Annotated in this window: 26 protein-coding genes and 1 pseudogene; 12 read left to right on the top strand and 15 right to left on the bottom strand. The window is 67.2% G+C overall.

The genetic code is table 11. The features are described 5' to 3' along the window. Nucleotides 1-44: 44 nt before the first annotated feature. The 7 genes from gcvT to VH88_RS05500 all read left to right on the top strand — a co-directional run bounded on the left by gcvT (nt 45) and on the right by VH88_RS05500 (nt 6,954). On the top strand, nt 45-1,157 hold the full coding sequence (gcvT, locus tag VH88_RS05470) for a glycine cleavage system aminomethyltransferase GcvT (protein WP_045810336.1): 1,113 nt from the start codon (nt 45-47) through the stop codon (nt 1,155-1,157). Nucleotides 1,158-1,168: 11 nt separating this feature from the next. Further along, a complete protein-coding gene (gene gcvH, locus VH88_RS05475; protein WP_045810337.1) occupies nt 1,169-1,534 on the top strand; it encodes a glycine cleavage system protein GcvH in 366 nt (121 codons plus the stop codon). 65 nt (nt 1,535-1,599) lie between these two features. After that, nucleotides 1,600-2,946, top strand: coding sequence for an aminomethyl-transferring glycine dehydrogenase subunit GcvPA (gcvPA, locus tag VH88_RS05480; RefSeq protein WP_045810338.1), 1,347 nt, complete (start codon nt 1,600-1,602; stop codon nt 2,944-2,946). 12 nt (nt 2,947-2,958) lie between these two features. Then, nucleotides 2,959-4,527, top strand: a complete 1,569-nt coding sequence (gene gcvPB / locus VH88_RS05485; protein WP_045810339.1) for an aminomethyl-transferring glycine dehydrogenase subunit GcvPB — start codon at nt 2,959-2,961, stop codon at nt 4,525-4,527. A gap of 290 nt (nt 4,528-4,817) precedes the next feature. Next, a complete protein-coding gene (locus VH88_RS05490) occupies nt 4,818-5,735 on the top strand; it encodes an SDR family oxidoreductase (protein WP_045810340.1) in 918 nt (305 codons plus the stop codon). A gap of 211 nt (nt 5,736-5,946) precedes the next feature. Next, nucleotides 5,947-6,351, top strand: a complete 405-nt coding sequence (locus VH88_RS05495; protein ID WP_082064382.1) for a PGPGW domain-containing protein — start codon at nt 5,947-5,949, stop codon at nt 6,349-6,351. Between the two features lie 132 nt (nt 6,352-6,483). Continuing rightward, complete coding sequence (locus VH88_RS05500; RefSeq protein WP_039245438.1) at nt 6,484-6,954, top strand: DUF6789 family protein; 471 nt, start codon at nt 6,484-6,486, stop codon at nt 6,952-6,954. Between the two features lie 76 nt (nt 6,955-7,030). Here VH88_RS05500 and VH88_RS05505 read toward each other — a convergent pair whose 3' ends face one another. The 5 genes from VH88_RS05505 to VH88_RS05525 all read right to left on the bottom strand — a co-directional run bounded on the left by VH88_RS05505 (nt 7,031) and on the right by VH88_RS05525 (nt 9,621). After that, a complete protein-coding gene (locus tag VH88_RS05505; protein ID WP_045810341.1) occupies nt 7,031-7,546 on the bottom strand; it encodes a F0F1 ATP synthase subunit B in 516 nt (171 codons plus the stop codon). Then, a complete protein-coding gene (locus VH88_RS05510) occupies nt 7,546-8,118 on the bottom strand; it encodes a hypothetical protein (protein ID WP_017505299.1) in 573 nt (190 codons plus the stop codon). Before VH88_RS05510 ends, VH88_RS05505 begins: the two co-directional genes overlap by 1 nt. Before the next feature lie 68 nt (nt 8,119-8,186). Then, a complete protein-coding gene (locus tag VH88_RS05515; RefSeq protein ID WP_017505298.1) occupies nt 8,187-8,411 on the bottom strand; it encodes a F0F1 ATP synthase subunit C in 225 nt (74 codons plus the stop codon). A 58-nt stretch (nt 8,412-8,469) separates the two neighbouring features. Continuing rightward, a complete protein-coding gene (locus VH88_RS05520) occupies nt 8,470-9,255 on the bottom strand; it encodes a F0F1 ATP synthase subunit A (protein ID WP_017505297.1) in 786 nt (261 codons plus the stop codon). Between the two features lie 6 nt (nt 9,256-9,261). Beyond that, a complete protein-coding gene (locus tag VH88_RS05525) occupies nt 9,262-9,621 on the bottom strand; it encodes an AtpZ/AtpI family protein (protein ID WP_017505296.1) in 360 nt (119 codons plus the stop codon). Between the two features lie 251 nt (nt 9,622-9,872). Between VH88_RS05525 and ispH the strand changes: the two genes are divergently transcribed. Next, nucleotides 9,873-10,844 carry a 4-hydroxy-3-methylbut-2-enyl diphosphate reductase gene (gene ispH / locus VH88_RS05530; RefSeq protein WP_045810342.1) on the top strand — a complete coding sequence of 324 codons (972 nt, stop codon included), beginning with the start codon at nt 9,873-9,875 and terminating at the stop codon, nt 10,842-10,844. Here the strand turns inward: ispH and VH88_RS15365 are convergent. From VH88_RS15365 to VH88_RS05560, 6 genes are all read right to left on the bottom strand, one after another. Further along, nucleotides 10,841-12,406, bottom strand: coding sequence for an ATP-binding protein (locus VH88_RS15365; protein ID WP_052689497.1), 1,566 nt, complete (start codon nt 12,404-12,406; stop codon nt 10,841-10,843). The genes ispH and VH88_RS15365 overlap by 4 nt on opposite strands. Before the next feature lie 108 nt (nt 12,407-12,514). Further along, nucleotides 12,515-13,186: an SMC-Scp complex subunit ScpB gene (gene scpB, locus VH88_RS05540; protein ID WP_045810343.1), complete on the bottom strand. Its 672-nt coding sequence runs from the start codon at nt 13,184-13,186 to the stop codon at nt 12,515-12,517. After that, complete coding sequence (locus VH88_RS05545) at nt 13,183-14,001, bottom strand: ScpA family protein (RefSeq protein WP_045810344.1); 819 nt, start codon at nt 13,999-14,001, stop codon at nt 13,183-13,185. The genes scpB and VH88_RS05545 overlap by 4 nt, the downstream gene beginning before the upstream one ends. Before the next feature lie 6 nt (nt 14,002-14,007). Then, nucleotides 14,008-15,057 (bottom strand): beta-N-acetylhexosaminidase, encoded by a 1,050-nt coding sequence (gene nagZ, locus VH88_RS05550; RefSeq protein WP_045810345.1) that lies wholly within the window; start codon nt 15,055-15,057, stop codon nt 14,008-14,010. Continuing rightward, nucleotides 15,054-15,833 (bottom strand): SPOR domain-containing protein, encoded by a 780-nt coding sequence (locus VH88_RS05555; protein ID WP_045810346.1) that lies wholly within the window; start codon nt 15,831-15,833, stop codon nt 15,054-15,056. The genes nagZ and VH88_RS05555 overlap by 4 nt, the downstream gene beginning before the upstream one ends. A gap of 76 nt (nt 15,834-15,909) precedes the next feature. Then, nucleotides 15,910-17,100, bottom strand: coding sequence for a deoxyguanosinetriphosphate triphosphohydrolase (locus tag VH88_RS05560; protein WP_045810347.1), 1,191 nt, complete (start codon nt 17,098-17,100; stop codon nt 15,910-15,912). 61 nt (nt 17,101-17,161) lie between these two features. Between VH88_RS05560 and erpA the strand changes: the two genes are divergently transcribed. After that, nucleotides 17,162-17,548, top strand: coding sequence for an iron-sulfur cluster insertion protein ErpA (gene erpA, locus VH88_RS05565; protein ID WP_156146759.1), 387 nt, complete (start codon nt 17,162-17,164; stop codon nt 17,546-17,548). Here erpA and VH88_RS05570 read toward each other — a convergent pair. The 3 genes and pseudogenes from VH88_RS05570 to VH88_RS05580 all read right to left on the bottom strand — a co-directional run bounded on the left by VH88_RS05570 (nt 17,532) and on the right by VH88_RS05580 (nt 20,951). Continuing rightward, on the bottom strand, nt 17,532-17,729 hold the full coding sequence (locus VH88_RS05570) for a hypothetical protein (RefSeq protein WP_045810348.1): 198 nt from the start codon (nt 17,727-17,729) through the stop codon (nt 17,532-17,534). The genes erpA and VH88_RS05570 overlap by 17 nt on opposite strands. Further along, nucleotides 17,726-18,918, bottom strand: a pseudogene (locus VH88_RS05575) (PepSY-associated TM helix domain-containing protein). Before VH88_RS05575 ends, VH88_RS05570 begins: the two are co-directional and overlap by 4 nt. Further along, on the bottom strand, nt 18,828-20,951 hold the full coding sequence (locus tag VH88_RS05580) for a TonB-dependent receptor (RefSeq protein ID WP_369796260.1): 2,124 nt from the start codon (nt 20,949-20,951) through the stop codon (nt 18,828-18,830). Before VH88_RS05580 ends, VH88_RS05575 begins: the two are co-directional and overlap by 91 nt. A gap of 169 nt (nt 20,952-21,120) precedes the next feature. Here VH88_RS05580 and VH88_RS05585 point away from each other — a divergent pair, with 169 nt between their 5' ends. Genes VH88_RS05585 through VH88_RS05595 form a run of 3 tightly spaced genes read left to right on the top strand, consistent with a single transcriptional unit; the run spans nt 21,121 to nt 23,056 of the window. Continuing rightward, nucleotides 21,121-21,426, top strand: coding sequence for a metalloregulator ArsR/SmtB family transcription factor (locus tag VH88_RS05585; protein ID WP_045810351.1), 306 nt, complete (start codon nt 21,121-21,123; stop codon nt 21,424-21,426). Next, nucleotides 21,423-22,103, top strand: a complete 681-nt coding sequence (locus VH88_RS05590) for an SdpI family protein (RefSeq protein WP_045810352.1) — start codon at nt 21,423-21,425, stop codon at nt 22,101-22,103. The genes VH88_RS05585 and VH88_RS05590 overlap by 4 nt, the downstream gene beginning before the upstream one ends. Nucleotides 22,104-22,114: 11 nt before the next feature. Further along, entirely contained in the window at nt 22,115-23,056 is a 942-nt protein-coding gene (locus VH88_RS05595) for an alpha/beta hydrolase (protein ID WP_045810353.1), read from the top strand. Here VH88_RS05595 and VH88_RS05600 read toward each other — a convergent pair. Then, a complete protein-coding gene (locus tag VH88_RS05600; protein WP_045810354.1) occupies nt 23,031-23,882 on the bottom strand; it encodes a DUF5677 domain-containing protein in 852 nt (283 codons plus the stop codon). The genes VH88_RS05595 and VH88_RS05600 overlap by 26 nt on opposite strands. Nucleotides 23,883-23,905 lie beyond the last annotated feature (23 nt).

Below are 23,905 nucleotides of genomic sequence, written 5' to 3' on the forward strand. Positions count from 1 at the left end.
ACGGCGGAGCTCCGCCACAACACGCGACCGTGAAAGCCTGAACCATGACCGACCCGACCCTGAAGACCACGCCCCTGAACGCCGCGCACCACGCGCTGGGCGCCCGCATGGTGGGCTTCGGCGGCTATGACATGCCGGTCCAGTATGAAGGCGTTCTGGCCGAGCACCGCTGGACGCGGGAACACGCCGGTCTGTTCGACGTCTCGCACATGGGCCAGTGCAAGATCACCGGCGAGGACGCGACCGCCCAGTTCGAGCGTTTCGTGCCCGGCGACTATGCAATCCTGAAGGCCGGCAAACAGAAGTATTCGCTGCTGCTGAACGGCGAAGGCGGCATCATCGACGACCTGATGGCCGGACGGCCGGATCACGACGGCCTGTTCGTCGTCGTCAACGCTGGCAATAAGGACGAGGATTTCGCCTTCTGGGAAGCCAATCTGCGGGGCGACGCCAAGCTGACGGTGCTGGACCGCGCGCTGATCGCCATCCAGGGGCCGGAAGCCGCCGAGGTCATGGCCGCGCACGAGCCGATCCTGGCCGAAATGGGCTTCATGGAATGCGCCCGCCTGATGCTGTTCGGCGCCGACTGCTATGTCTCGCGCTCGGGCTACACCGGCGAGGACGGCTATGAGATTTCGGTCCCGGCGGACCAGGCCGAGCGCATCTGGAACACCATTCTGGAAGACGCTCGCGTCAAGCCGATCGGCCTGGGCGCCCGCGACAGCTTGCGTTTGGAAGCGGGCCTGCCGCTGCACGGCCACGACATCGACCCGGCCACCTCGCCGATCGAAGGCGCCCTGACCTTCGCCCTGTCCAAGTCACGCAAGGAACGCGGGGACTTCGCCGGCGCCGACCGGATCCTCAAGGAACTGTCCGACGGCCCCTCGCGCGTTCGCGTCGGCCTGATCGTCAAGGAAGGCGCCCCGGCCCGTGAAGGCGCCGAAATCGCCGACGCCGACGGTAACGTGATCGGCAAGGTCACTTCTGGCGGCCCCTCCCCGACCTTGGGCAAAAACATCGCCATGGGCTACGTCCCGCCGGCCCATGCCGCCCTGGGCACGGAACTGAAGGTCATCGTGCGCGGCAAGACCGCCGCCGCCGAAGTCGTCGCCATGCCCTTCGTGGCCCAACGCTATTACCGCAAACCCAAAGCCTGAGAGATCAGACCATGAAGTTCACCAAGGATCACGAGTGGGTCAGCCTGGACGGCGACATCGCCACAGTCGGCATCTCCAAACACGCCGCCGACGCCCTGGGCGACGTGGTGTTCGTCGAAGTGCCTGAAGTCGGCAAGACCGTCTCCAAGGGCGACAGCTTCGCCGTGGTCGAGAGCGTGAAGGCGGCGTCGGACGTCTACGCCCCCGTCTCGGGCGAGGTGGTCGAGGCGAACGACGCCCTGTCGACCGCCCCGGAAACCGTCAACTCGGGCGCCGAGGCCGACGGCTGGTTCGCCAAGATCAAGGTCTCGGACGCCTCGCAACTGGACGCCCTGATGGACCAGGCCGCCTACGACGCCTTCCTCGCCACCCTCTAAGCCCCATCGGACCCTCTGATTAAAAGTCAGAGGGTCTTCGGCCTTTCATGGCCTAGGACACGACCATGCGTTACCTCCCCCTGACGCCCGACGACCGCACGGCGATGCTCGCCGCCATCGGCGCGAAATCCATCGATGATCTGTTCGTGGACGTGCCCCAGGCCGCCCGTCTGGACGGGCCCGTGGATCTTCCCCGCGTCGCAGGCGAGTTGGAGGTCGAGCGCGCCCTGTCCGCCATGGCGGCCAAGAACGCCACGGCCGGCGCCGTGCCATTCTTCTGCGGCGCAGGCGCCTACAAGCACCACGTCCCGGCGACGGTGGATCACGTGATCCAGCGCTCGGAGTTCCTGACCAGCTACACCCCCTACCAGCCTGAAATCGCGCAAGGGACTCTGCAGTACCTGTACGAGTTCCAGACCCAGGTCGCGAACCTGACCGGGATGCCGGTCGCCAACGCCAGCCTGTACGACGGTTCGACCGCCATGGCCGAGGGCGTGCTGATGGCGACCCGCGTGACCCGTCGCAACAAGGCGGTGATCTCGGGCGGCGTGCACCCGCACTACATCAAGGCGACCGAGACCGTGGTTCACGCCGTCGGCGTCGAGACCCTGGCCCTGCCCGCCGCCGTGGACGCCGAGGCCGCCGTGATCGACCAGATCGGTCCCGACACCGCCTGCGTCGTCATCCAGACCCCGAACGTCTTCGGCACGGCCACCGACGTGACCAAGATCGCCGAGGCCGCCCACGCCGCCGGCGCCCTGCTGATCGTCGTGGTCACCGAAGCCGTGTCGATGGGCCTGCTGAAATCGCCTGGCGAGATGGGCGCCGACATCGTCGCGGCCGAAGGCCAGTCGATCGGCAACGCCCTGAACTTCGGCGGTCCCTACGTCGGCCTGTTCGCCACGCGCGAGAAGCTGATCCGCCAGATGCCCGGCCGTCTGACCGGCGAGACCGTGGACGCCGACGGCGAGCGCGGCTTCGTCCTGACCCTGTCCACGCGCGAGCAGCATATTCGCCGCGACAAGGCGACGTCGAACATCTGCACCAACTCGGGCCTGTGCACCCTGGCCTTCACCATCCACATGAGCCTGCTGGGCGAGACGGGCCTGCGCAAATTGGCCCTGCTCAACCACGAAAAGGCCGTCGCCACGCGTGACGCCCTGGCCGCCATTCCGGGCGTCAAAGTCCTGACTGACCGCTTCTTCAACGAGTTCGCGGTGCGCCTGCCCAAGAACGCGGCCGAGGTCGTGGATCAGTTGGCCGCCCATCATGTCCTGGCCGGCGTGCCCTACAGCCGCCTGGCCCCTGACGCCGGCATGGACGATGTCCTGCTGGTCGCTGCGACCGAGACGACGCTGGATGCCGACATCCAGATCCTCGCCAAGTCGCTCTCCAAAGTCCTCGGCGCGTAAGGGATACTGACCATGAGCACCATGAATACCGTCGGCCGCCCGACCGCCCCGAACCAGGTCCAGACCAAGCCCGCCACCCTGACCGGCGGCCGCGGCCTGTTGCAGAACGAAGCCCTGATCTTCGAGGGCGACGGCTGGGGCAAGACCGGCGTCGATCTTCCGGAACCCAAGACGGACGGCTCGGACCTGGGCGACCTGGTCCGCAAGGATCCGATCGGCCTGCCCGGCCTGTCCGAGCCGGAAACCATGCGCCACTATGTGCGCCTGAGCCAAAAGAACCACGCGATCGACCTCGCCATCTATCCGCTGGGGTCGTGCACGATGAAGCACAATCCGCGCCTGAACGAGAAGATGGCCCGCCTGCCGGGTTTCTCCGACATCCACCCGCTGCAGCCGATCTCGACGGTTCAGGGCGCGCTGGAGCTGATGGATGCCCTGGCCCACTGGCTGAAGACCCTGACCGGCATGCCCGCCGTCGCCCTGTCGCCCAAGGCCGGCGCCCACGGCGAACTGTGCGGCCTGATGGCGATCCGCGCCGCCCACGAGGCGTCGGGCCAGCATGAGAAGCGCCGTAAGGTCCTGGTGCCCACCAGCGCCCACGGCACCAACCCGGCCACCGCCGCCTTCGTCGGCTATTCGGTGGTCGAAGTGGCCCAGACCGAAGACGGCCGCGTGGACGTCGCCGACCTGGCGTCCAAGCTGGGTGACGACGTCGCCGCCATCATGGTGACCAACCCCAACACCTGCGGCCTGTTCGAGCGGGACATCCTGGAGATCAGCCGCCTGACGCATGAGGCCGGCGCCTATTTCTACTGCGATGGCGCCAACTTCAACGCCATCGTCGGCCGGGTGCGCCCCGGCGACCTGGGCGTCGACGCCATGCATATCAACCTGCACAAGACCTTCTCGACGCCCCATGGCGGCGGCGGTCCGGGCGCAGGTCCGGTGGTGCTGTCCGAGGCCCTGGCCCCCTTCGCCCCGGCCCCCTGGGTTGTGCATGACGAAGGCGGCTATCGCCTGATCGAGCGCGAGGAGGATAAGGCCGAGCAAGCCTTCGGCCGTCTGTGCGCCTTCCAGGGTCAAATGGGCATGTACACGCGCGCCCTGTCCTACATGATGTCGCACGGCGCCGACGGCCTGCGTCAGGTCGCCGAGGACGCCGTCCTGAACGCCAACTACATCAAGGCCCGGCTCGGTGACTTGATGTCGGCCGCCTTCCCCGACGGCCCCTGCATGCACGAGGCGCTTTTCGACGACGAATGGCTGAAGGGCACGGACATCACCACGCTCGACTTCGCCAAGGCGATGATCGACGAGGGCTTCCACCCGATGACCATGTATTTCCCGCTGGTCGTCCACGGCGCCATGCTGATCGAGCCGACGGAAACCGAGTCCAAGGCCGAGCTGGACCGCTTCATCGAAGCGATGCGCCTGCTGGCCCAGGCGGCGAAAGCGGGCGACGTCGATCGCTTCAAGGGCGCGCCCTTCCACGCGCCGCTGAAACGCCTCGACGAAACCCGCGCCGCCCGTTCGCCGGTCCTGCGCTGGACCGCACCGGAGGGCTCCAACAAGGCGGCATAACGCGACGCAACAGGTTTAACCGTGCCAAGCAGCGCTCGTCTCCTCGCCGGGGCGGGCGCTGTTTTAGTTTGAGACACTTCTTTTTCGTCATCCTCCGGCGAGCGTAGCGAGACCGGGGGACCCAGCGGCGCGCGAGAGCGCGAATCTGCGCGGACTGGGATGTTGGCAGGTTTGTGCGGCGGATGGATTTCGCCTTCGGCGCCGCTGGGTTCCGGGTCTTCGCTGCGCTGCGCCCGGAATGACGAAAGAATGAGAGGCGCCCGACCTTCGGCTCGTCCTAAAGTCCCCGCATGACCTGGACGACGAACGACATCCCCGATCTTTCCGGCCGACTGGCCATCGTCACCGGCGCGACCGGCGGGCTGGGGCTGGAAACCGCCATTGTGCTGGCCGGCAAGGGCGCGGAGGTCGTGTTGGCGGCCCGCAATCCCGACAAGGGGGCCGAGGCCGAACGGCTGATCCGGTCTCGTCACCCGAAGGCGGCCGTGCGGTTCGATCTGCTGGACCTGGCCAGCCTGGCCTCCGTCCAGGCTTTCGCCGAGCGCCATCTGGCGACGGGACGCCCCATCGACATGCTGATCGACAATGCGGGCGTCATGGCCCTGCCGAAGCGCCAGACGACCGTCGATGGGTTCGAGATGCAGTTCGGGACCAACTACCTGTCCCACTTCGCCCTGGTCGGCCGCTTGCTGCCTTTACTGACGGCTGCGAAAGCCCGCGTGGTCCAGCTGTCGAGCGTCGCCCACCGCAGCGGCCATATCCGCCTGGACGACCTGAACTATCAGACCCACTACCGCCCGTGGCCCGTCTATCAGCAGTCCAAACTGGCCATGCTGATGTTCGCCCTGGAGCTTCAACGCCGCAGCGACGCCCACGGCTGGGGCTTAACCAGCGTGGCGGCTCACCCCGGCTTCGCCCGCACCGACCTGATCGCCAACGGCCATGCCGGCAAGCCCGGCCTGTTCGCGCGCGGCGCCCGGCTGCTGGAGGCCGTGCTCAGCCATTCGGCCGCCGACGGCGCCCTGCCGATCCTGATGGCCGCGACCCTGCCGGATCCGACGCCCGGCGGCTATTACGGCCCCACGGGTTTTCAGGAGATGAAGGGGCCGCCCGGCGTTGCCGTGATCAAGCGCCAGGCCAGGGACGCAAACGTTGCCAGGCGTCTCTGGGCGGAATCAGAGCGTCTGACCGGCGTGACCTACGGCTGACGGCGCGGAGCGTGTCCGTCGCGCCACGGTGCGGAGCGATCGTCTCTTCATGACCAAAGCTTCACCCGCCGGACATCCATCCGCCATGGACGCAGGGCGTTAAGGGGTCTTGTGGCAAGGTCGTCACGGTCGCCTTTTCCTTTCCCGACGAGGGATCGCGCGCCCGTGGCGACCGTTGTCATGACGATCCTCCTCCCCATCTGGCGTAGTCGTGACCTCACTCCCCGTTCCCTTCATCCGCTCTGACAAGCCGCGCGCCTCGACGCTGCGGGTCTTCAAACGCTGGGCGCTGATGGTCGGCGGTCTGTTCGTCGTGCTGCTGGGCATTCTGATCGCCCCCCTGCCCGGGCCGGGCGGCATTCCAGTCATCGCCGTCGGCCTGATGTTAATCCTGAAAAGCTCGTTCTGGGCCAAGCGCCAGTTCATTCGCGCCCAATATGGGCGGCCGAAATGGGTCTATCCCTTCCGTCGCCTGATGCGGAAGAAGCCGGAGTTCGCGCCGGTCTTCTGGCAACAGGCGCTGCGGGCCGAGAAGATCGTCACCAGACGCTCCAGCCGTCGCCTCTCGCGCAGCCGCAAGAGCATTCGGCGCTATTTCCGCAAGCTCTTTCGCTAGTTAGCGCCTGATTTCGCGGTTGCGTTGCTGCAACCGCTAACCACAGGATCGTGAACACCGCTCTCCCAAGTCAGGCGTATCCTGTCTGCGCGTTATCAGAGAACCACTTAGGCGTTGGGAGGCGCTAAGGTCATGATGTCACGCGTACAAAAAGGTCTGATCGCCGGCGTTGCGGCGACCGTGGCCGTCTCACTGCTCGAAATACCCAATATGTTCCTGAACTGGTTCGATCCCTTCCAGGGGGTCATCGCCAGCATGCTTGGAATGCCCGGCAATATGGCCGTCGGCTGGGTCGTCCATGTCATCAGCGGCGTGTTTATCCTGGGGCCGCTGTTCGCCGTCCTGTGTCCGCGCCTGCCGACGGACACGCCCGAGACCAAGGGCATCGTCTTCGCCGTCGGCGCCTGGATCCTGATGATGGCGGCCATCGTGATGTTCGGCAACTACCGCACCTTCACGGCCGGCGCGGGCTTCGGCACCTTCGCCTGGCTGCTGATCACCCACGCGGTCTTCGGCATCGTGCTGGGCAACGTCTATGCCCGACTGGTGGCGCGCGACAAACGGATGGGCGCGACCATCATCGGCGGGGCCCACGCCCACTGATCACGGCTTGATGTCCAAAGAAAAAGGCCCCCGACGGCGACGTCGGGGGCCTTGTTTCATTCAGGATCAGCCCTGATCAGTTCAGGCGATCGCCGATCTGGGCGATGGCGCTGTCCAGCAGCGGATCCTTGGCGCCGCTGGCGAGCCGGGCGGCCAGAACCTGTTCCGCCGACTTGGCGGCCAGATCGGCGGCGGCGGCCTTCACCTCGGCCGAGGCCTGGGCTTCGGCTTGGGCGATGCGGGTTTCGGCCATCTTCTGGCGACGGGCCAGGGTTTCTTCCAGCTTGGCCTTGGTCTCGAATTCCAGGCGACGGGCGTCGGCTTCGGCCTGAGCCATCATCTCGGCGGCCTGAGCTTCAGCCTCGGCCTTTTCCTTGCGGATCTGGGCCAGCAGGGCTTCGGCCTCGGCGCGCAGGCGCGCGGCTTCGTCCAGATCGGCCTGGATCTTGACGGCCTTGGCGTCCAGCGCCTTGCCGGCCATCTTGGGCACGCCGGCGGCGATCAGGATGCCGAAGAAGATGATCAGGCCGATGCCGACCCAGATCTCCGCATTGGCGAAGCTCCAGATGCCGTGTTCGAAGATCAGGTTCATCAGGCGGCTCCCTTGACGGCGGCCAGCTCGGCGGCGGTCGCGGCCTTGCCGGTCAGACGTTCGACCATGGCGGCGGTCGTGTCGGAGGCGATGGTGGAGACATTGGCCATGGCGGCGTCGCGGGTCTTGCCGATCGAAGCTTCCGCCTCGGCGATGCGGGCGTTGACCACGGCTTCTTCGGCGGCCTGACGGGCGTTCGCTTCTTCGGTCACGCGCGCCTTGGCGGCGGCGGCCGTGGCGCGGGCGTCAGCGCGAGCCTTGGCGACTTCGGCCTGAGCCTGGGCGGCCTGTTCGGCGGCTTCGGCCTGAACCTGGCGCGCGGTCGCGACGGCGGTGGAAATGGTGTCGGCCCGTTCGTCCATCACCTTGCGAAGGCGTGGCGCGAAGACCTTGGAAACCAGAACATACAGAATGACGAACAGGATCAGCAGATAGCCGATCTGGCCCGCCCAGTGTTCGAACTGGAATTGCGGCAGGCCGCCCGAGCCGTGCTCGGCGGGGGTCGCCGTCTCGGCGTGCAGGTCCGCTTCGACCGAAGGCGGGACCGCGTCGATGGTGTGGGTGCTGGCCATGAACCGTCTACTGCAGGATCAGATGAAGCGGCGCGCGGGCGAACCCCGCGCGCCGTGATCGACTGATATCAGCCGAAGATCATCAGGATGCCGAGCACGAAGGCCAGGATGCCCAGGGCTTCGGCCAGAGCGGCGCCGACGAACAGGTTGCCGACTTGGCCGGCGGCGGCCGACGGGTTGCGCAGGGCGCCGGCAAGGAAGTTGCCGAAGATGTTGCCCACGCCCAGGGCCGAACCGATCATGCCCAGGGTGGCGAGACCAGCGCCGATGTACTTCGCGGCTTCAGCGTCCATGATTGTATTCCTAGATTAAAGTCGTTGGTGGTTGGGGTGAAGAGACTGGTCCGGCCCTTTAGTGGGCGTGGTCCAGGTTGACCACATCGTTCAGATAGATGCAGGCCAGAACGGCGAAGACGAAGGCCTGGAGGAAGGCCACCAGGAACTCCAGAGCGGTCAGGGCGACGACCATGCCCAGCGACAGGGCCGCGACCGGGAAGGCCAGCAGACCGATGCCGCCGCCCAGGCCCAGAAGGCCCAGCGACACGACGAAGCCGGCGAAGATCTTCAGCGCGACGTGACCGCCCAGCATGTTGCCGAACAGACGCAGCGCCAGGGTGACCGGGCGAAGCAGGAAGGACACGAACTCGATCAGGCCGACCACCGGGCGCAGCGCCAGCGGCGCGCCCATCGGCCAGAACAGCTTGAAGAAGCCCAGACCGTTCTTGGCGAAGCCGACGACCAGCACCAGACCGAAGGTGATCAGGGCGAAGGTGGCGGTGATCGCCAGCTGCGAGGTCGCCGTGAAGGTCAGGAACAGACCCAGGATGTTCATGCCCAGGATCAGGATGAACAGGGTGAAGATGAACGGGAAATACTTGCGGCCTTCGTGACCGATGATGGAATCGGCCAGATTGTCGATCAGGCCGAACAGGCCCTCGCCGGCGGCTTGGAGCCGGCCGGGCACGACCTGGGCGTTCGCGGTCACGGCGGCCAGGAAGCCGACGATCAGCACGAAGGCGACCGTCATGGCGATGTGCGAGTTGGTGATCGCCAGATCGACCGTCCCCAGCACAGGCAGGGTGACGTCGCCAAGGTCGACGACCTTTTGAATCGCAAACTGATGAATCGGATCGGCCATGAAGCCCTATCGTTCCCCGTCTTCGTCGGCCTCGACGTAGGGCTCGGCCGGAGCCGTCGTCCCTTGCGCCTTGGCCTGCGCCATCAGCCGGTTGGCTGTGCGACGCGCCATGTAAATCGACAAGGCGAAGCCCAGAAGGACCCCGCCGATCAAACCCCACGGACGGGTCCCGAGGGCCCAGTCTGCGATCGCTCCGAACGCCAGTCCCACGAAGACGCCGCCGAGAAGTTCGGCGATGATCTTGTAGGCCTGACCCGACACCTGATGGCCGGTCAGTTCGGCGGATTTCTCCGCCGTGGTCCGCGCCTCCAATGCGGATGCGCTGTCTTGGAGGCGTTTGATCGCCTCTTCGCGCGATTCCGACATGGGGGATAGGACCTGTGCGTTCGGCGTCCAGACGGTGCGTCCGGACGGGTCTGAATTCGGCGCGGAAACTAATCGTGAGCGGCCTACAGGTCAAGGCGTCGTGATCATAGCCTAAGACATTGTAGAATATCGACTTTCCATTCTCGCCCGCCCGCCGTGACGATGCGCCGCTGCTGCGGGCGACAGAATCCGTCGCATCCGCCCATCGGCTCCGATGGCGGTCAGCGCCGCAAACGACTAGGTTCGCCGCCATGAATGCGCATGTTCCTGTCCCCAACGCTCCGCTTCGCCCGCTTTCGGTGCGGTTGGCCACCCCGCGGGGCTTTTGCGCCGGGGTCGATCGCGCGATCCAGATCGTCGAGCGCGCGATCGAAAAGTTCGGCGCCCCCGTCTATGTGCGCCACGAGATCGTCCACAACAAACATGTGGTCGAGCGGCTGAAGGCCATGGGCGCCGTCTTCGTCAAGGAACTGGATGAATGCCCCGACGACCGGCCGGTCGTCTTCTCGGCCCACGGGGTGCCCAAGTCCGTGCCGGCGACGGCGCGGGCGCGCGAACTGGTCTTCCTGGACGCGACCTGCCCCCTGGTGTCCAAGGTCCACGTCGAGGCCGAGCGTCATCATGCGGCCGGCCGCCACATCATCCTGATCGGCCACGCAGGCCACCCCGAGGTCGTCGGAACCCTGGGCCAGTTGCCGCCCGGCGCCATCACCCTGGTCGAGACAGAGGCCGACGCCGAATCGTTCGAACGCCCCGGCGACGCGCCCCTCGCCTATGCGACCCAGACCACCCTGTCGGTGGACGACACGGCGGGCATCCTGAAGGTGCTGAAGCGCCGCTTCCCCGAACTGCCCGATCCGCACAAGGAAGACATCTGCTACGCCACGACCAATCGCCAGGACGCGGTCAAGGCGCTGGGCGAGGGCTGCGATCTCGTGCTGGTCGTCGGATCCAAGAACTCGTCCAACTCGGTGCGCCTGGTCGAGGTTGCGATGCGAGCCGGCGCCCCGGCCGCCTATCTAGTTGACGATGCGTCCCAGGTGGATTGGTCCTGGTTCGACGGCGTGAACACCGTCGGCGTCACCGCCGGTGCCTCGGCCCCCGAGCCGCTGATCGAGGCCCTGGTCGACGCCATCCGTGCGCGCTTCGACGCCACGGTAAGCGAAGATGACGGCGCCCGCGAAACCGTCACCTTCAAACTGCCGCGCCTGCTGACGGCCTAGCCGACCGCCTCCAAAGGCAAGACGACGCGGAAGGTGCTGCCGGCGCCGGGCGCGGTGACGATCTCGATCTTGCCGCCCATCAGGGCCGCCAGACCGTGCGCCGCCGTCAATCCCAGTCCCAGCCCTTCGGCGGTGCGCGTCGCGCTTTCATCGCCCTGGGTGAAGGCCTCAAACAGGCGCGCCGCCTCCGCCGGCTCCATGCCCGGCCCCGTGTCCTCGACCTCCAAGGCCAGGCCCGCGCCCTCCCCCTCGCCCGGGGGCGCGACGGCGCGCAGCATCACGCCGCCGGTGCGCGTGAACCGCACCGCATTGTCGGTCAGCGCCGCCAGCAGCTTTTCGACGTGAACCGGGTCGCCCAGCCATTCGCCCTCGGCCGCCTCGACCGAAATCTTCAGGCCCTTGGCCTCGGCCGCGCCCCGGAAGTCGTTGGCGACCCGCCGCAACAGGTTGTCAGGCCGGAACGGCCGAGTCTCCAGCGCCACCGCCCCGTCGCGCAGCCGCACCACGTCAAGCAACTCTTCGACCAGCCTCAGTTGCTGACGCCCCGAGGCCTTCAGGATTTCCAGCCGCTCGCGCTGCTGCGGCGTCACCAGATCGGCCCCGATGATCTCGGCCATGCCCAGAACGCCGTTCAGGGGCGTGCGCAGTTCGTGACTGACGTTGGACAGGAACCGCGTCTTGGCTCGATTCGCCGCCTCGGCCCGCTCCAGCGCCGCCGACAGGGCGACCTCGGATGCTCTGAGGCGCCGCACGTCCGCCGTCGTGTTCCACAGCAGCGACCCCATGCCGATCAGCAGCACGATGAACAGCAGCAGCAACAACGGCCCGGCCTCGGTCAGGATCTGATAGCCGGGCTTTTCCGGCGCCCAGACGACACGCCCCAACAGGACGCCGCCGACATCGCGCACATCGACGCCGATCATGCCCTTGGGAGGCTCCGCATCGCCGGGCTGGAAGTGAATGTGGTCCAGCGCCAGTCGCGTTCGCAGCAGATCGAGCTCGCCGGCGAACGGTTTGAACGACGCGACCACCGGATCGGACGCCGGCGTCGATCCGCCCGCCGTATGCCGCACGACCGTGGAGGCCCCCAGCACATAGACGTCGTCGCCGACGCGAACGAACGCCGCCTTCAGACGCACCCCGGCATCCGCCGTGACCGATCGATCGCGCCCGGCGGCCTCAATCCGGAGCGCGTCGATCAGCGGCCGGGCCGCCTGACCGAAAGGCTGGCCGATCTGCGGCTCGGCCGGTCGGCCCAGGGTGCTGATGCGAAACAGCCGCCCGGTGCCGTCATAGCCCAGGGTGAACTGATGCTTGTGCTGGGCGGCGTAGAAGGCGCCGAAGTTGCGGTCGTACCAGGCCACATCGCCCGCCGTCATCCGATCGACGGCCTCGTCCCAGACCGAGGCGGTGGTCAGGTTTTCGCCGATGGTCTCCAGCGCGCGCGTCAGACGTAGGCGCACCAGACCTTCTTCCTTGCTGGCCTGGTGGGCGTCGATGCCGCGGCTGACGATGGCCAGAACCCCGGCCATGCCGACGATGGACGACAGCATCAGGATCATTGCGATCCTGAACGTGCTCCACGCCCGCCAACCCGTCTTCGATGTCACGCCACTCATACGGTCTGGCTTACGGCGCGCAGACTAAGACGGCGTGAACATCACGCAGGGTCAGCTTCGTTCGCCGACGAAATCCTGGGCGAACTCGGGCGCCTCGTCTTCCAGCGGCAGGGTGCCGTCCTCGTCGTCCGCCTCGGAAGCGCGACTGGGATCCGGCACCTCGAACCCAACGGGCAGCGACAGATCGAGCAGGCCCGCCGCCTTCATCTCCTGCACGCCCGGCAGATCGTACAGGGTCGCCAGGCCGAAATGCTCCAGGAACCGGTCGGTGGTCGCATAGGTGACGGGCCGTCCCGGCGTGCGCCGGCGTCCGCGCAGCCGCACGAACCCCATCTCCAGCAACAAATCCAGCGTGCCCTTGGAGATGCTGACGCCGCGTACGCTCTCGATCTCGGCGCGGGTGACGGGCTGGTGATAGGCGATGATGGCCAGCGTCTCCAACGCGGCCTTGGACAGACGACGCGGCTCCTCGCGCTCCTGCGTCATCATGAAGGCCAGGTCGGGCGCGGTGCGGAAGCGCCAGCGGTCGGCGACGCACTCCAGCTCGACCCCTCTCCCCTCATAGCGGGCGCGCAGACCCGATATGGCGCGCGCGACGTTGCAGTTCTCGGGCAGGCGCGCGGCGATCTCGGCGGCCGTCAGCGGCCCGGCGGCGGCGAACAGCAGGGCCTCGACCCGCCGTTCAATCTCGGCCTCGTCGGGCTGGAACGAGAGGTCGCTCACGGCGTCAACTCCAGCGGCTGGCCCGGTCCGCGCCGCTTCAGATACAGGTCCGCAAACGCCTCGCTCTGCCGGATGTCCATCGCCCCCTCCTTGACCAGCTCCAGACTGGCCGACAGGGTCGAGGCCGTAAAGCTGGCCTGGCTGGGCCCCTCCTCGTCCTCACGATGGGGCGCCACCTGTTCCAGCGGCGTCCAGTCCGCCAGCTTGGGCATGATCTCACGCAGCCAGTCGCGCGCGGCCTCCAATGGAAAGGCCTCGACCCGCTGGCCGGGGGCATAGCGCCGGGCCTCCTCGCGCCGACGCTGCACCACATAGGCGCTCATCAGTTCGTACAGGCTGGCGTCGATCCGATCCGACGGCACGATCACCGTCGCTTCGGGATCGCCGCGTGTGAAGACGTCGCGCTTCAGCTGGGGCCGGGCCATCAGCTGTTCGACGGCCTTTCGCATCGCCTCCAGCTTCTGCAGCCGGAACGCCAGGGCCGCAGCCATCTCTTCGGCCGGCGGCTCTTCGGCCTTGCCCTTGTCGGTGCGCGGCAACAGCAGACGCGACTTCAGATAGGCCAGCCACGACGCCATCACCAGATAGTCCGCCGCCAGGGCGAAGTTGCGCCGTCTCGCCTCGTGCACGAAGGCCAGATACTGTTCCGCCAGCTGGGTGATCGACAGCTTCAGCAGATCGACCTTCTGGTTTCGCGCCAGGGCCAGCAGGACGTGCAGCGGTCCCTCATAGCCTTCCAGATCGACGACGAAGGCCTCGCGCTCCTCGACCTCCTCGGCGTTGAAATCCAGGTTTGGCTGGAACGACTCCGTCATAGGTCTTTAGGCCTGCGCCTCACCCACGTCCGGCCCCTTGGCGACGTCCATGCGACCGCCCATGGCCTTGAAGAAGCGGTCGTGCCCCGCGACGGGATCCAGCGGCTCGGGCGTGCGCACGATCCGGGCCAGCGCGGCGTCCGCCCGGCGGCGCGCCCCGCCCTTCAGCGGCCCGACGCCCTCGGCGACCTGGCGCATTTCGTCCATGTCGCCGTTCCAGTGGACGACGAGATCGCACCCCGCCTTCAGCGCCTTGTGCGCGCGCTGGGTCAACGAGCCCGAAAGGGCGTTCATCACCAGATCGTCGGACAGCAGCAGGCCGCCGAATCCCAACCGCTCGCGGATCAGGCGAATCGCCTTCTTCGACTGCGTCGCCGGATGTTTACGATCGATTGCGGTGAAGACGATGTGCGCCGTCATGCCGATCGGCATGTCCGACAGGGCCTTGAACGGCGCAAAGTCCCAGGCGTCCAGCGTGTCCAGATCGGCATGAACCGTGGGCAGGTCCTTGTGCGTGTCCGCAAACGCCCGGCCATGGCCCGGCATGTGCTTGATGCAGGGCAGAACCCCGCCCGCCAGCAGCCCCTCCGCCGCCGCCCGGCCCAGCACGGCGACCGTCTCGGGATCGACGCCATAGGCGCGGTCGCCGATGATGTCGTGGGCGCCGGGAACCGGCACGTCCAGCACAGGCAGCAGGTCGACGGTCACCCCGACCTCGCGCAGATCGTGCGCCATCAGCCGTGCGCCCAGCCGCGTCAGCTCACGCGCCTGAGCCAGCTCGTTCGTCGCCTTTAGATAGGCGTTACCCGGCGGGTATTTGGGCCAGTGGGGCGGCCCCATCCGCTGGACCCGACCGCCTTCCTGGTCGATCAGGATCGGCGCCTCGGGATCGCCGATGGACGCCCGCAGTTCGTCGGTCAGGGCCCGCACCTGTTCCGGCGTGTCGATGTTGCGCCGGAATAGGATGAAGCCCCAGGGTCGGACCTCGGCGAAGAAGGCCTTTTCAGCCTCCGTCAACCGATGTCCCAGGCAGCCGTAGATGGCGGCGGACGTCACCGGACGATGCAGTCCCGGCCCGCCGCCTTCAGCGCATTGCAGAAGGCCACCGCCCGTTCGCGCGACAGGCCTGAGAAGGCCGTCCGGTACAGGGTCGATCCGCTGGACGAGGTCACTTCGGTCACGCGCTTTTCAGCGCCCGAGGCGTACGCGCCGAAGCGGCCGGCGACGGCGGCGTATTCACGGTCCGCGATCTCGGTCGAGGAGAAGGCGCCGATCTGGACCGAGGCCGATCCGCCGGTCGCGGCCGGAGCCTTGGTCGCCGGCGCAGCGACGGGCGCGGGCGCCGGAGTCGTCGGACGCGGCGCAGGCGCGGCCGGCGTCGCCGTATTGGCGGGCGGCAGGCCTTGTCCGGTCGGTGCGGCGGTCGGCGGCGCGGCCGGACGCGGCTGGGGCGCCTCAGGAGGCGGAGTGAAGGTCACCGGCGCATCGGTCGTCTCGGCCTCGTCGCGATAGACGCGCACGCCCTCGGCCGGGTCGATCGGCTGGGCGTCGATGGGCGCGGCGGTCTTCATCTCGCCGACGGGCTGGCCCACCGCCGGCGGCGCGTCGGTCGAGGCGCGCATGCCCGAGCGATAGAAGAAGATCACCGCCACGATCAGCAGCAGCAGGACCACCGCGCTGATGATCAATGTCACCGGCGGCGCCTTGCCCCCGCCCGAGCCGACATTGCGGCCGCTGCGCGGGTCATAGCTGTTGCGGCGGAACGGCAGGTCGTCGTCGGTCGGCGGCGTATAGGCGCCCCGGCCGGGTTTGTTGTCGTCTTCAAAGGACATGGTCGCGCTCCGCCGTCTGTCGGCGCGAATCGGCGCGCCGAACGATCACTCTACGCCCCCGCGTGCATCTTTCGAATCACAGATCGAGGGCGAGGTCGAGGCTGAACAGCTTCTGGTGCACTTCTATGGCGTAACGGTCGGTCATGCCGGCGATGTAGTCGCACACGGCGCGCGCCCGCTGTGTCTTGTCCGGGGTCATGGCGGGTTCGCCCCACTCCGGCGGCATCACCTCGGGCTCGGCCATGAACAGTTCGAACAGTTGCGACAGCACGCGCCGCGCCTGACTGCGGGTGCGGTTGACGCGGTAGTGGCGATACATCCGCTCGAACAGGAACTTCCTCAGCACCGCCAGATCGACGTGCATGGCGTGCGAAAAATCCACCATCGTGCGCCTGGCCATCCGCACGTCCTCGGTCGTGACGATCCGGTCTTCCTCCAGCCGCCGCCCCGTCTCGGCCAGCACGTCCTCGACCATCACGCCGATCATCCGCCGCACCGCCTCGATGCGCAGCATCCGGTCGTCGATGTCAGGATACTCGCGGCGCACCTCGGCCAACATGGGCCCGATCAGCGGCACCTGATCCAGATCGCGCAGGGTGATCAGACCCGCCTGCACCCCGTCGTCCACGTCGTGATTGTTATAGGCGATGTCGTCGGCGATGGCCGCACACTGGGCCTCCAGCGAGGCGAACGTCCCCAGCCGCAGGTCCCACCCCGCCTCGCCGCCGGCCGCATAGGGGCGCACGACCGACCAGGCCGGCTCGTCCAGCCGGTGCGATACCGGGCCGTTGTGCTTGATGACGCCCTCGACCGTCTCCCAGCTCAGGTTCAGCCCGTCGAACTGCGGATAGCGGTTCTCCAGCTCGGTCACGACGCGGAAGCTCTGAACGTTGTGATCGAACCCGCCATAGTCGCGCATCTGCACCACCAGCTCGTCCTCGCCGGCATGGGCGAAGGGCGGATGGCCCAGGTCGTGGGCCAGGGCGATGGTCTCGGCCAGATCGTCGTCCAGCCTCAGCGCATGGGCCAGCGACCGCGCGATCTGCGCCACCTCCAGCGAATGGGTCAGACGGGTGCGATAGTGATCGCCCTCATGCGCCACGAAGACCTGCGTCTTTTCCTTCAGCCGCCGGAACGCCGTCGCATGGATGATGCGGTCACGGTCCCGCGCAAAGGCGGTGCGCGTGCGGCTGGCGGGCTCGAAAACGCGGCGGCCCTTGGTCAGGTCGGCGCGCTCGGCGTAGGAAGCGAGATCTGTGTGGCTCAAGTCATCAACTTTAAAGCGGCGGCCCTTTGCGAACGGCCCTGCCCGCCTCATATAGACAGCCGTGAGCACCGTCCAATCCACAGAACCGTCCACACCCGCCTTCACCGTCGCCCCGCGCACGCCGGAAGGCATCGTCCTGGCCGCCAGCGCCGCCAAGCGGCTGGCCAAACTGGGGGCGGCCGAGGGCAAGACCCTGATGTTGCGGGTCGCGGTGGACGGCGGCGGCTGCTCGGGCTTCCAGTATCGGTTCGAACTGGTCGAGACGGCCGAGGACGACGATCTGCGCATCCAGGCCGACGGTCAGACCGCCCTGATCGACCCCGTCTCGGTCCCCTTCCTGAAGAACTCCGAGATCGCCTATGTCGACGAACTGGCCGGCGCCCAGTTCGTGGTCAGGAACCCGAACGCCGCCTCCAGCTGCGGCTGCGGCGTCAGCTTCTCGATCTGACGACGGCCCAGCCGGTCGCCAGGATCGGCGTGGCCAGCAAGGCGGCAAAGGCCCAGTCCCACACCCCATCCTGCAACAGTGCGCCCACCAGCCCGATCAGGCTGAGCGCAAACAGAACGATGGGCGCACGGAAGATGGCCCACAGGGTCAGATCCCTCGGGTTGTGACGGCGACGGCTCACGCCTTCCGCCTCCCCTTGCCCAACCACAGATAAAGACCGGACCCCAGGATCACGATGGTGGCGATGTCCAGCAGCGCCCACAGGATCTTCAGCGCCAGCCCGCCATAGTCGCCAAAATGCAGCGGCTGCGACAGCGACAGGGTCTTCACATACCAGGGCGCCGGCGCCACCGCCGCCAGTTCGCCCGTTCGCGCGTCGATCAGGGCCGGCGTCGTCATATGCGTCGTCAGCGGCGTGTCGCCGTGGAAGAAGACGGCATAGTGGTGGTCGGTCGAATAGTCGGTCCCCGGAAACGCCACGAACTGCAGCTCCATGCCCGGCAGCGCTGCCTTGGCCCGCTCCACCGCCGCGTCCAGCGAGGCCCGGCCCTGCGCGGGCGCCGGCGTATCATAGGCGACGGTCAACTCCTTCAGCGCCGTCTCTTTCCAATAGGCCAGGATGGGCGTGGCCAAGGTGTTGACCACCCCCGTCAGCCCCACAACCAGCACCCAGGCCGCCGTCACCACGCCCAGCAGATTGTGGTAGTCCAGCCACCGCGTCCGCGCCGCCTTCTTGACCCGCACCGTGCCGAAGGGCAGCCGACGCATGAAGGGCGCATACAGCACCACGCCCGACACCACGGCGACGACCAGCAACAGCCCCATCGCGCCCAGAAACAGCATTCCCGGCAGACCCAGGAACATGTCTGTGTGAAGCTGAAGCAGGAACTCCATCACCGGATGACCGGCGACCAGCGGCGCGCCCTCGCCGCTGGTCTGATCGATGGGCTCGAAACTGTATTTGCCGGCCGGGGCGTCGGGCGCGCGGCTGGTGACGTTCACCACCGGCCGGTCCTCGTCGAAGCTCATGAAGGCCGGAACCTCGCCCGGATGTTTGGCCAGACCGGCGGCCAGCACCTCGTCCAGCGTCAGCAGTCGGCCGTCCGGGTTCTTCGGCGCCCACGGCTCATGCAGCAGCGCCTCGTTCAGCTCGTGGCTGAACACCAGCGGCAGCCCCGTGACGCACAGCATCAGCAGGAACAGGGTCGAGATCAGGCTCGACCACTTGTGCGTCCAGGTCCAGGCGCGGATCGTCCGGGCGTGCATCGGCCGACGCGGATCAGAACTCGGTCGAGACCGACAGACGCAAGGTCCGCGGCGCGCCCAGCGTCAGATAGTTCGATCCCGGATAGCCGCCGACGGCGACCCACTGATCCTCGTCCGCGACATTCTCGACCCGCGCCCGCAGAGTCACTGGCTTGTCGCCCGCCGTGAAGGCGTAGCGCACCCCGGCGTCGAACCGGGTCCAGCTTTCCAACTCCAGCGTATTCGTCGCATTGGCCGGCTGGGCGCCGGTATGGACCGCGCGGCCCTCGACCGTCAGGCCGCTGACCATCGGCACGTCCCACTCGACGTTCAGATTGGCCTGGAAGTCCGGCACGCCGATCGCCGACTTGCCCGCATTGGCGGCGGTCAGCGAACGATTGATCTCGGCGTCCAGCCATGTCGCGCCCCCAATCAGACGCAAGCCTGCGACCGGTTCGCCATAGACGGTCAGCTCGACGCCCTTGTTTTCCTGCTCTCCGCCGTCCGAATAGACAGCGGTATTCGGATCGAAGAAGGCGCTAGGCAGGGTCGTGCGGAAGACGCTCAGCGTGCCGCCATATGAACCGGCGTCGTATTTGGCGCCGATCTCGGCCTGCTCGGCGCGGAACGGCGACAGCACTTCGCCGCCGTTCGCCACCGTCACGCCATTGACCACCGCCGGCGCGGTCGTGCCCGGAACCAGGGCTTCAGCATAGTTGGCGTACAGCGAGATCGCGGCGCTGGGCTTGTAGACCACGGCGAAGGCCGGCGTCGTCGCGTCGCTGGAATAACCCGACGCAAATGCGCCGTCGGCGTAGGCATAGGATCGGGTCTCGATCTCCTGATGGCGAACGCCGACGGTCGCCAGCAGCCGTCCGTCCAGGAAGGACATCACATCGGCGACGGCGAAACTGGTGTTCTTGACCCGCTCGGTGACGTTGGGATCGTCCAGATCGCCTGAAACGCTTGCGATGGCCGGCGCCGGCGACAGCAGCGGATTGGTCAGCGTTCCCATCGCATAGCCGGCGAAGTTGGACGCCGCCCAGGCATTCTTGGACTTGGACTGGATCTGCGAGGCCGAGGCGACCAGGCGATGGTTGATCGGGCCGGTCGTCAGGTCGGCGCGCACGCCGATGTCGCCCGACCACACCGTGTCCTCGCGGATATTGTCGAAGCGATAGCCGCGGATCGCGCCCGCCGCATCGGCGCGCGGATTGGCCAGGCTGTTGTCTTCCTCGCCCTGACGCCCACCGAAGGCGGCCCAGGCGCTGATGCTGTCGGTGAGGTCGAGCTCGCCGCGTACGGCGCCGAACAGCTGCTCCTCGTCGGTGTAGGTCCAGCGCTGGGCGAAGTTCTTGTCGGCCGAGGGCGCGTCCGGGATGGCGGTTCCCGGCGTCACGCTGGGACGGGGCGCGTCGATCCGGTGATCCTGCCAGCCCAGATCGGCCGAAAACCGGGCGCGATCGCCTCGGCGGTCCAGTCCAAGGCCGACGACCCGCAGCTGGCCGGTCTCGTCCTCGACGGCGCTTTCGCCCGCACGGCTGGCGATATTCAGGCGCGCGCCCCATTCGCCGTCGTCGCCGAAACGGCGGGCCAGGTCGGCGGCGGCATAGATCTCGTCACGGCCCGACACGCCCCCGGTCAGGCGCGTCACAGGGGCGTCGCCCGCCCGCTTCGGCGTCAGGTTGAAGGCGCCGCCGACCCCCGTTCCGCCCGGCGCAGCGCCGTTCAGGAAGGTTGAGGCCCCGCGAAACACCTCGACCCGCTCGACCAGTTCGGCCGCCACGAACTGGCGCGGCAAGACGCCATAGAGCCCGTTGTAGCTCATGTCGTCCGAGTAGACCGGGAAGCCGCGAACGACATACAGCTCCTGGAAGTTGCCGAAGCCCTTGGACACACGCACCGTCGGATCGTTCTGCAGCACGTCGCCGATGCCGCGCGCCTGCTGATCACGCACCAGTTTTTCGGTGTAGTTGGCGGTCGAGAAGGGCGTGTCCATCACGCCCAGATTGCCCAGCAGGCCGATGCGCCCCCCACGCGCCACCTGACCGCCCGCCGCCGGCGCCGTCAGCCGAACCTGCGACCCCGTCACCACGATCTCGCCCAGCTCCGCCGGGGCCGTCGCCTGCTGCGCCAGGGCCGGCGAGGCGAACGTCATCGCAAGGACACTGGCGGTCAAAAGAACGGAGGCACGGCGAAGGCAAAGCATTTTGATACGCATTCTCAAAATCAAGTTGCGCGTCCCTAGCCCGATCGGTGGGCGCAATGCAATCCGCCGCGCCCGCGACATATTGCATTTAGCTGATTTCCTAATTAGGAAGGTCGCTATGAACATCCTGTTCAAGGCCCTGTCGCATCCGGTGCGTCGTCGCATCATCGCCATGCTGCGCGCCGGTCCGCTGGCCTCGGGCGATATCGCCGCCGCCTTTGACATGAGCTGGCCCACCATCACCGGCCACCTCAACGCCCTGAAGGAGGCCGGCTTGGTCAGCCCGGAGCGCGAGGGCCAGACCATCCGCTATCGGCTGGAAATCTCGGCGGTCGAGGAAGCCATGGCCTTTCTGATGGACATTGTCGGAACCGGCGAAGCGAGCGAGACCCTGCCCCAGCCCTCAAAGGAAACACGCCGATGAAGGATCGCCTGTCCCTGCTGGACTATCTGACCCTCGCCGTCTTCGGCGTGCAGGCGGCGTTCGCCCTCTACATCGGCGTCAACGGCCCGAGCACGCCGCTGCCGATGCACTGGAACGCGGACTGGCAGGTCGATCGCTGGGGCGACCGGGTGGAGTTCGCGACCTTCGCGGGCGGCATGGCGGTGATCGGCTTCATTGCCGCCGCCGGCCTGGGTCTGGCCGCAATGCGCGCTGAGGACCAAGGCGACGCCTCAAGGCGCCGCTCAATGCGGATCGGCCAGGGACTGACCGTGTTCATCGTCGCCGCCATCGGCCTGGTGATCACCTGGGCCAGCTTGGGGCACGCGACCGTCGATAGCGGCCCCGCCGTCATGACCGGCGCCCTGTCGCTGATCCTGCTGGTCGTCGGCGCCTTCCTCGGCCGGGTCGCGCCCAATCCCCTGATCGGCGTGCGCACGCCCTGGAACTACAAGAGCCGCCTGGCCTGGGATCGCTCGAACCGTCTGGCCGGCCGGTTGTTCTGTCTGGTCGGTCTGGCCGGTCTGATCGCCGCGCCGCTTGCGCCCCCGCCCTATGGCGTCACGGCCCTGGTCGCCGCCGCCATCGTGGTCGCAGGCCTTTCGATCTTCGAAAGCTGGCGCGTGTGGCGCGCCGATCCCGACCGCCAACCCTTCTGAAGGAGACTGCAATGCTGACGCTGACCCACGCCCTTCTCGCCGCCAGCCTGCTCGCGGGCCCGGCTTCGACCGACATCGCCCTGCCCGCCCAGCCCGCGCCCCTGCATGGCACGCTGCTGACGCCGGAGGCGCCCACGGCCGTCGCCGTCATCCTGCCCGGGTCCGGCCCGACCGATCGGGACGGGAACAGCCCGATGGGCGTCGCCGCCTCGACCTATCGCCTGCTGGCCGAGGGCCTGGCGGAACAGGGCGTCGCCACCGTGCGCATCGACAAGCGCGGCATTGCGGCCAGCGCCGCCGCCGGGCTCGACGAAACCAAGCTTCGCTTCGACGACTACGCCGCCGACGCTCGCGCCTGGACCGCCGAGGCCGCCTCGCGGACGGATCAGCCCTGCGCCTGGCTGATCGGCCACAGCGAAGGCGCCCTGGTCGCCCTGAAGGCGGTCGAGGGCGGCAACGACAAGATTTGCGGCCTGATCCTGCTGTCCGGCGCCGGTCGCCCGGCGGGCGTAGTGATCCGCGAACAGCTTCAAGCCGGCCTGCCCGAGCCCGTGAAGACCCAGGCCTTCGCCGTCCTGACCGAGCTCGAGGCCGGCCGCACCGTCGCCGACACGCCGCCCGCGCTGGCGGCCCTGTTCCGCCCGTCGGTCCAGCCCTATCTGATCTCGTGGCTGCCGCTGGACCCCGCCGCCCTGCTCGCCGCCTACTACGGCCCGGTCTTCATCGGCCAGGGCACCACCGACCTCCAGATCGGCGTCACGGACGCGCAAGCCCTCGCCGCCGCCGATCCCAGGGCCACGCTGAAACTCTGGGACGGCGTCAACCACTTGCTCAAGACCGCCCCCGCCGACCGCGCAGCCAATCTGGCGACCTACGCCGACCCGGCCTTACCGCTGGTGCCAGGCGTGGCTGAGGATGTGGGGGCGTTCATCCGGGCGAATGGGAGGCACTGAGGTTAAGCTCAATCTCTCGCGTCGCTTCATCGCCCATGCGCCGGTTTAGTTCGATCAATAACGGATCGTACTTTGGGTCCGGATCTTCGGTGATCTGCAAGAACGCATGGAGAGCCATCAAAAATCCGTGGCTGGCGTATCCCAGCATCTTGCCGACGTTCTTTTCATCAACTCCGATCTGGGGAACAAGCACGCCTGGTGCTGCCTCAGTCAGATAGTGCTGAATCGAGGTGACGGTTGGGTGGGCTGCGATCCCACACAGGCTTTTGTAGAACGCGAAATGCATCGAGTAGCCCGCGCGTATTGCGACCGTCTCGATGCTGGGCTTATCGCGCCCGACCAAAGCCGCCTTGATCTTGTCCGACTCTTTCCGATGCATCGACGCGCGTTCAGGTTCATCGGCATAGACCTTGACGAGTTGCTCCTCTCGACCTTTCGCGCCTTTGAGCTCGTCGGTCCAAAAATCTTGTCCCGCTCGGATCGCGTCTTTGTGGAGGTAGCCTATCCAAAACCCTGCCTCGTAGATCGACCGAGCCATGGTTCCTGCCTCGATGGTCATCCCACGTTTAGCTAGAATTACAGAAGCGGCGAAGGCGTCGAGACACCGTGCCATGAGCGGGATGGCGATGTTGATTGCTGTCCCGATACTCTCGCCTTTCCCATCCAGCGAGTGATCAACCCATTTCGGAGAGGCGAAATCGTTGATCCGGGTAGTGAAGTCGAACCAGCCAGCGTGGGTCTCTTCGATGAATGGCGCGAAGCCATCAATGACCGGCGAAAGCATCCCTTGGGCAATGATGGCGTCTTTGATTTCGTCATCCGTCATGCGCCGATATGGCACCTCGTTCG

It is taken from the genome of Brevundimonas sp. KM4, from assembly GCF_000964075.1.
GTDB classification, from domain to species: Bacteria; Pseudomonadota; Alphaproteobacteria; order Caulobacterales; family Caulobacteraceae; genus Brevundimonas; species Brevundimonas huaxiensis.

Bases quoted from the DNA above. Each gene is read 5' to 3' on its own strand.
- VH88_RS05515 (WP_017505298.1), bottom strand. From the start codon at position 8,411: ATGGACGCTGAAGCCGCGAAGTACATCGGCGCTGGTCTCGCCACCCTG.
- VH88_RS05490 (WP_045810340.1), top strand. From the start codon at position 4,818: ATGACCTGGACGACGAACGACATCCCCGATCTTTCCGGCCGACTGGCC.
- VH88_RS15365 (WP_052689497.1), bottom strand. From the start codon at position 12,406: ATGATCCTGATGCTGTCGTCCATCGTCGGCATGGCCGGGGTTCTGGCC.
- gcvH (WP_045810337.1), top strand. From the start codon at position 1,169: ATGAAGTTCACCAAGGATCACGAGTGGGTCAGCCTGGACGGCGACATC.
- gcvPA (WP_045810338.1), top strand. From the start codon at position 1,600: ATGCGTTACCTCCCCCTGACGCCCGACGACCGCACGGCGATGCTCGCC.
- VH88_RS05520 (WP_017505297.1), bottom strand. From the start codon at position 9,255: ATGGCCGATCCGATTCATCAGTTTGCGATTCAAAAGGTCGTCGACCTT.
- VH88_RS05590 (WP_045810352.1), top strand. From the start codon at position 21,423: ATGAAGGATCGCCTGTCCCTGCTGGACTATCTGACCCTCGCCGTCTTC.
- VH88_RS05510 (WP_017505299.1), bottom strand. From the start codon at position 8,118: ATGGCCAGCACCCACACCATCGACGCGGTCCCGCCTTCGGTCGAAGCG.
- VH88_RS05505 (WP_045810341.1), bottom strand. From the start codon at position 7,546: ATGAACCTGATCTTCGAACACGGCATCTGGAGCTTCGCCAATGCGGAG.
- gcvPB (WP_045810339.1), top strand. From the start codon at position 2,959: ATGAGCACCATGAATACCGTCGGCCGCCCGACCGCCCCGAACCAGGTC.
- VH88_RS05545 (WP_045810344.1), bottom strand. From the start codon at position 14,001: ATGACGGAGTCGTTCCAGCCAAACCTGGATTTCAACGCCGAGGAGGTC.
- VH88_RS05600 (WP_045810354.1), bottom strand. From the start codon at position 23,882: ATGACGGATGACGAAATCAAAGACGCCATCATTGCCCAAGGGATGCTT.
- VH88_RS05595 (WP_045810353.1), top strand. From the start codon at position 22,115: ATGCTGACGCTGACCCACGCCCTTCTCGCCGCCAGCCTGCTCGCGGGC.
- VH88_RS05555 (WP_045810346.1), bottom strand. From the start codon at position 15,833: ATGTCCTTTGAAGACGACAACAAACCCGGCCGGGGCGCCTATACGCCG.
- VH88_RS05500 (WP_039245438.1), top strand. From the start codon at position 6,484: ATGATGTCACGCGTACAAAAAGGTCTGATCGCCGGCGTTGCGGCGACC.
- VH88_RS05585 (WP_045810351.1), top strand. From the start codon at position 21,121: ATGAACATCCTGTTCAAGGCCCTGTCGCATCCGGTGCGTCGTCGCATC.
- VH88_RS05525 (WP_017505296.1), bottom strand. From the start codon at position 9,621: ATGTCGGAATCGCGCGAAGAGGCGATCAAACGCCTCCAAGACAGCGCA.
- ispH (WP_045810342.1), top strand. From the start codon at position 9,873: ATGAATGCGCATGTTCCTGTCCCCAACGCTCCGCTTCGCCCGCTTTCG.
- gcvT (WP_045810336.1), top strand. From the start codon at position 45: ATGACCGACCCGACCCTGAAGACCACGCCCCTGAACGCCGCGCACCAC.
- VH88_RS05580 (WP_369796260.1), bottom strand. From the start codon at position 20,951: ATGACGTTCGCCTCGCCGGCCCTGGCGCAGCAGGCGACGGCCCCGGCG.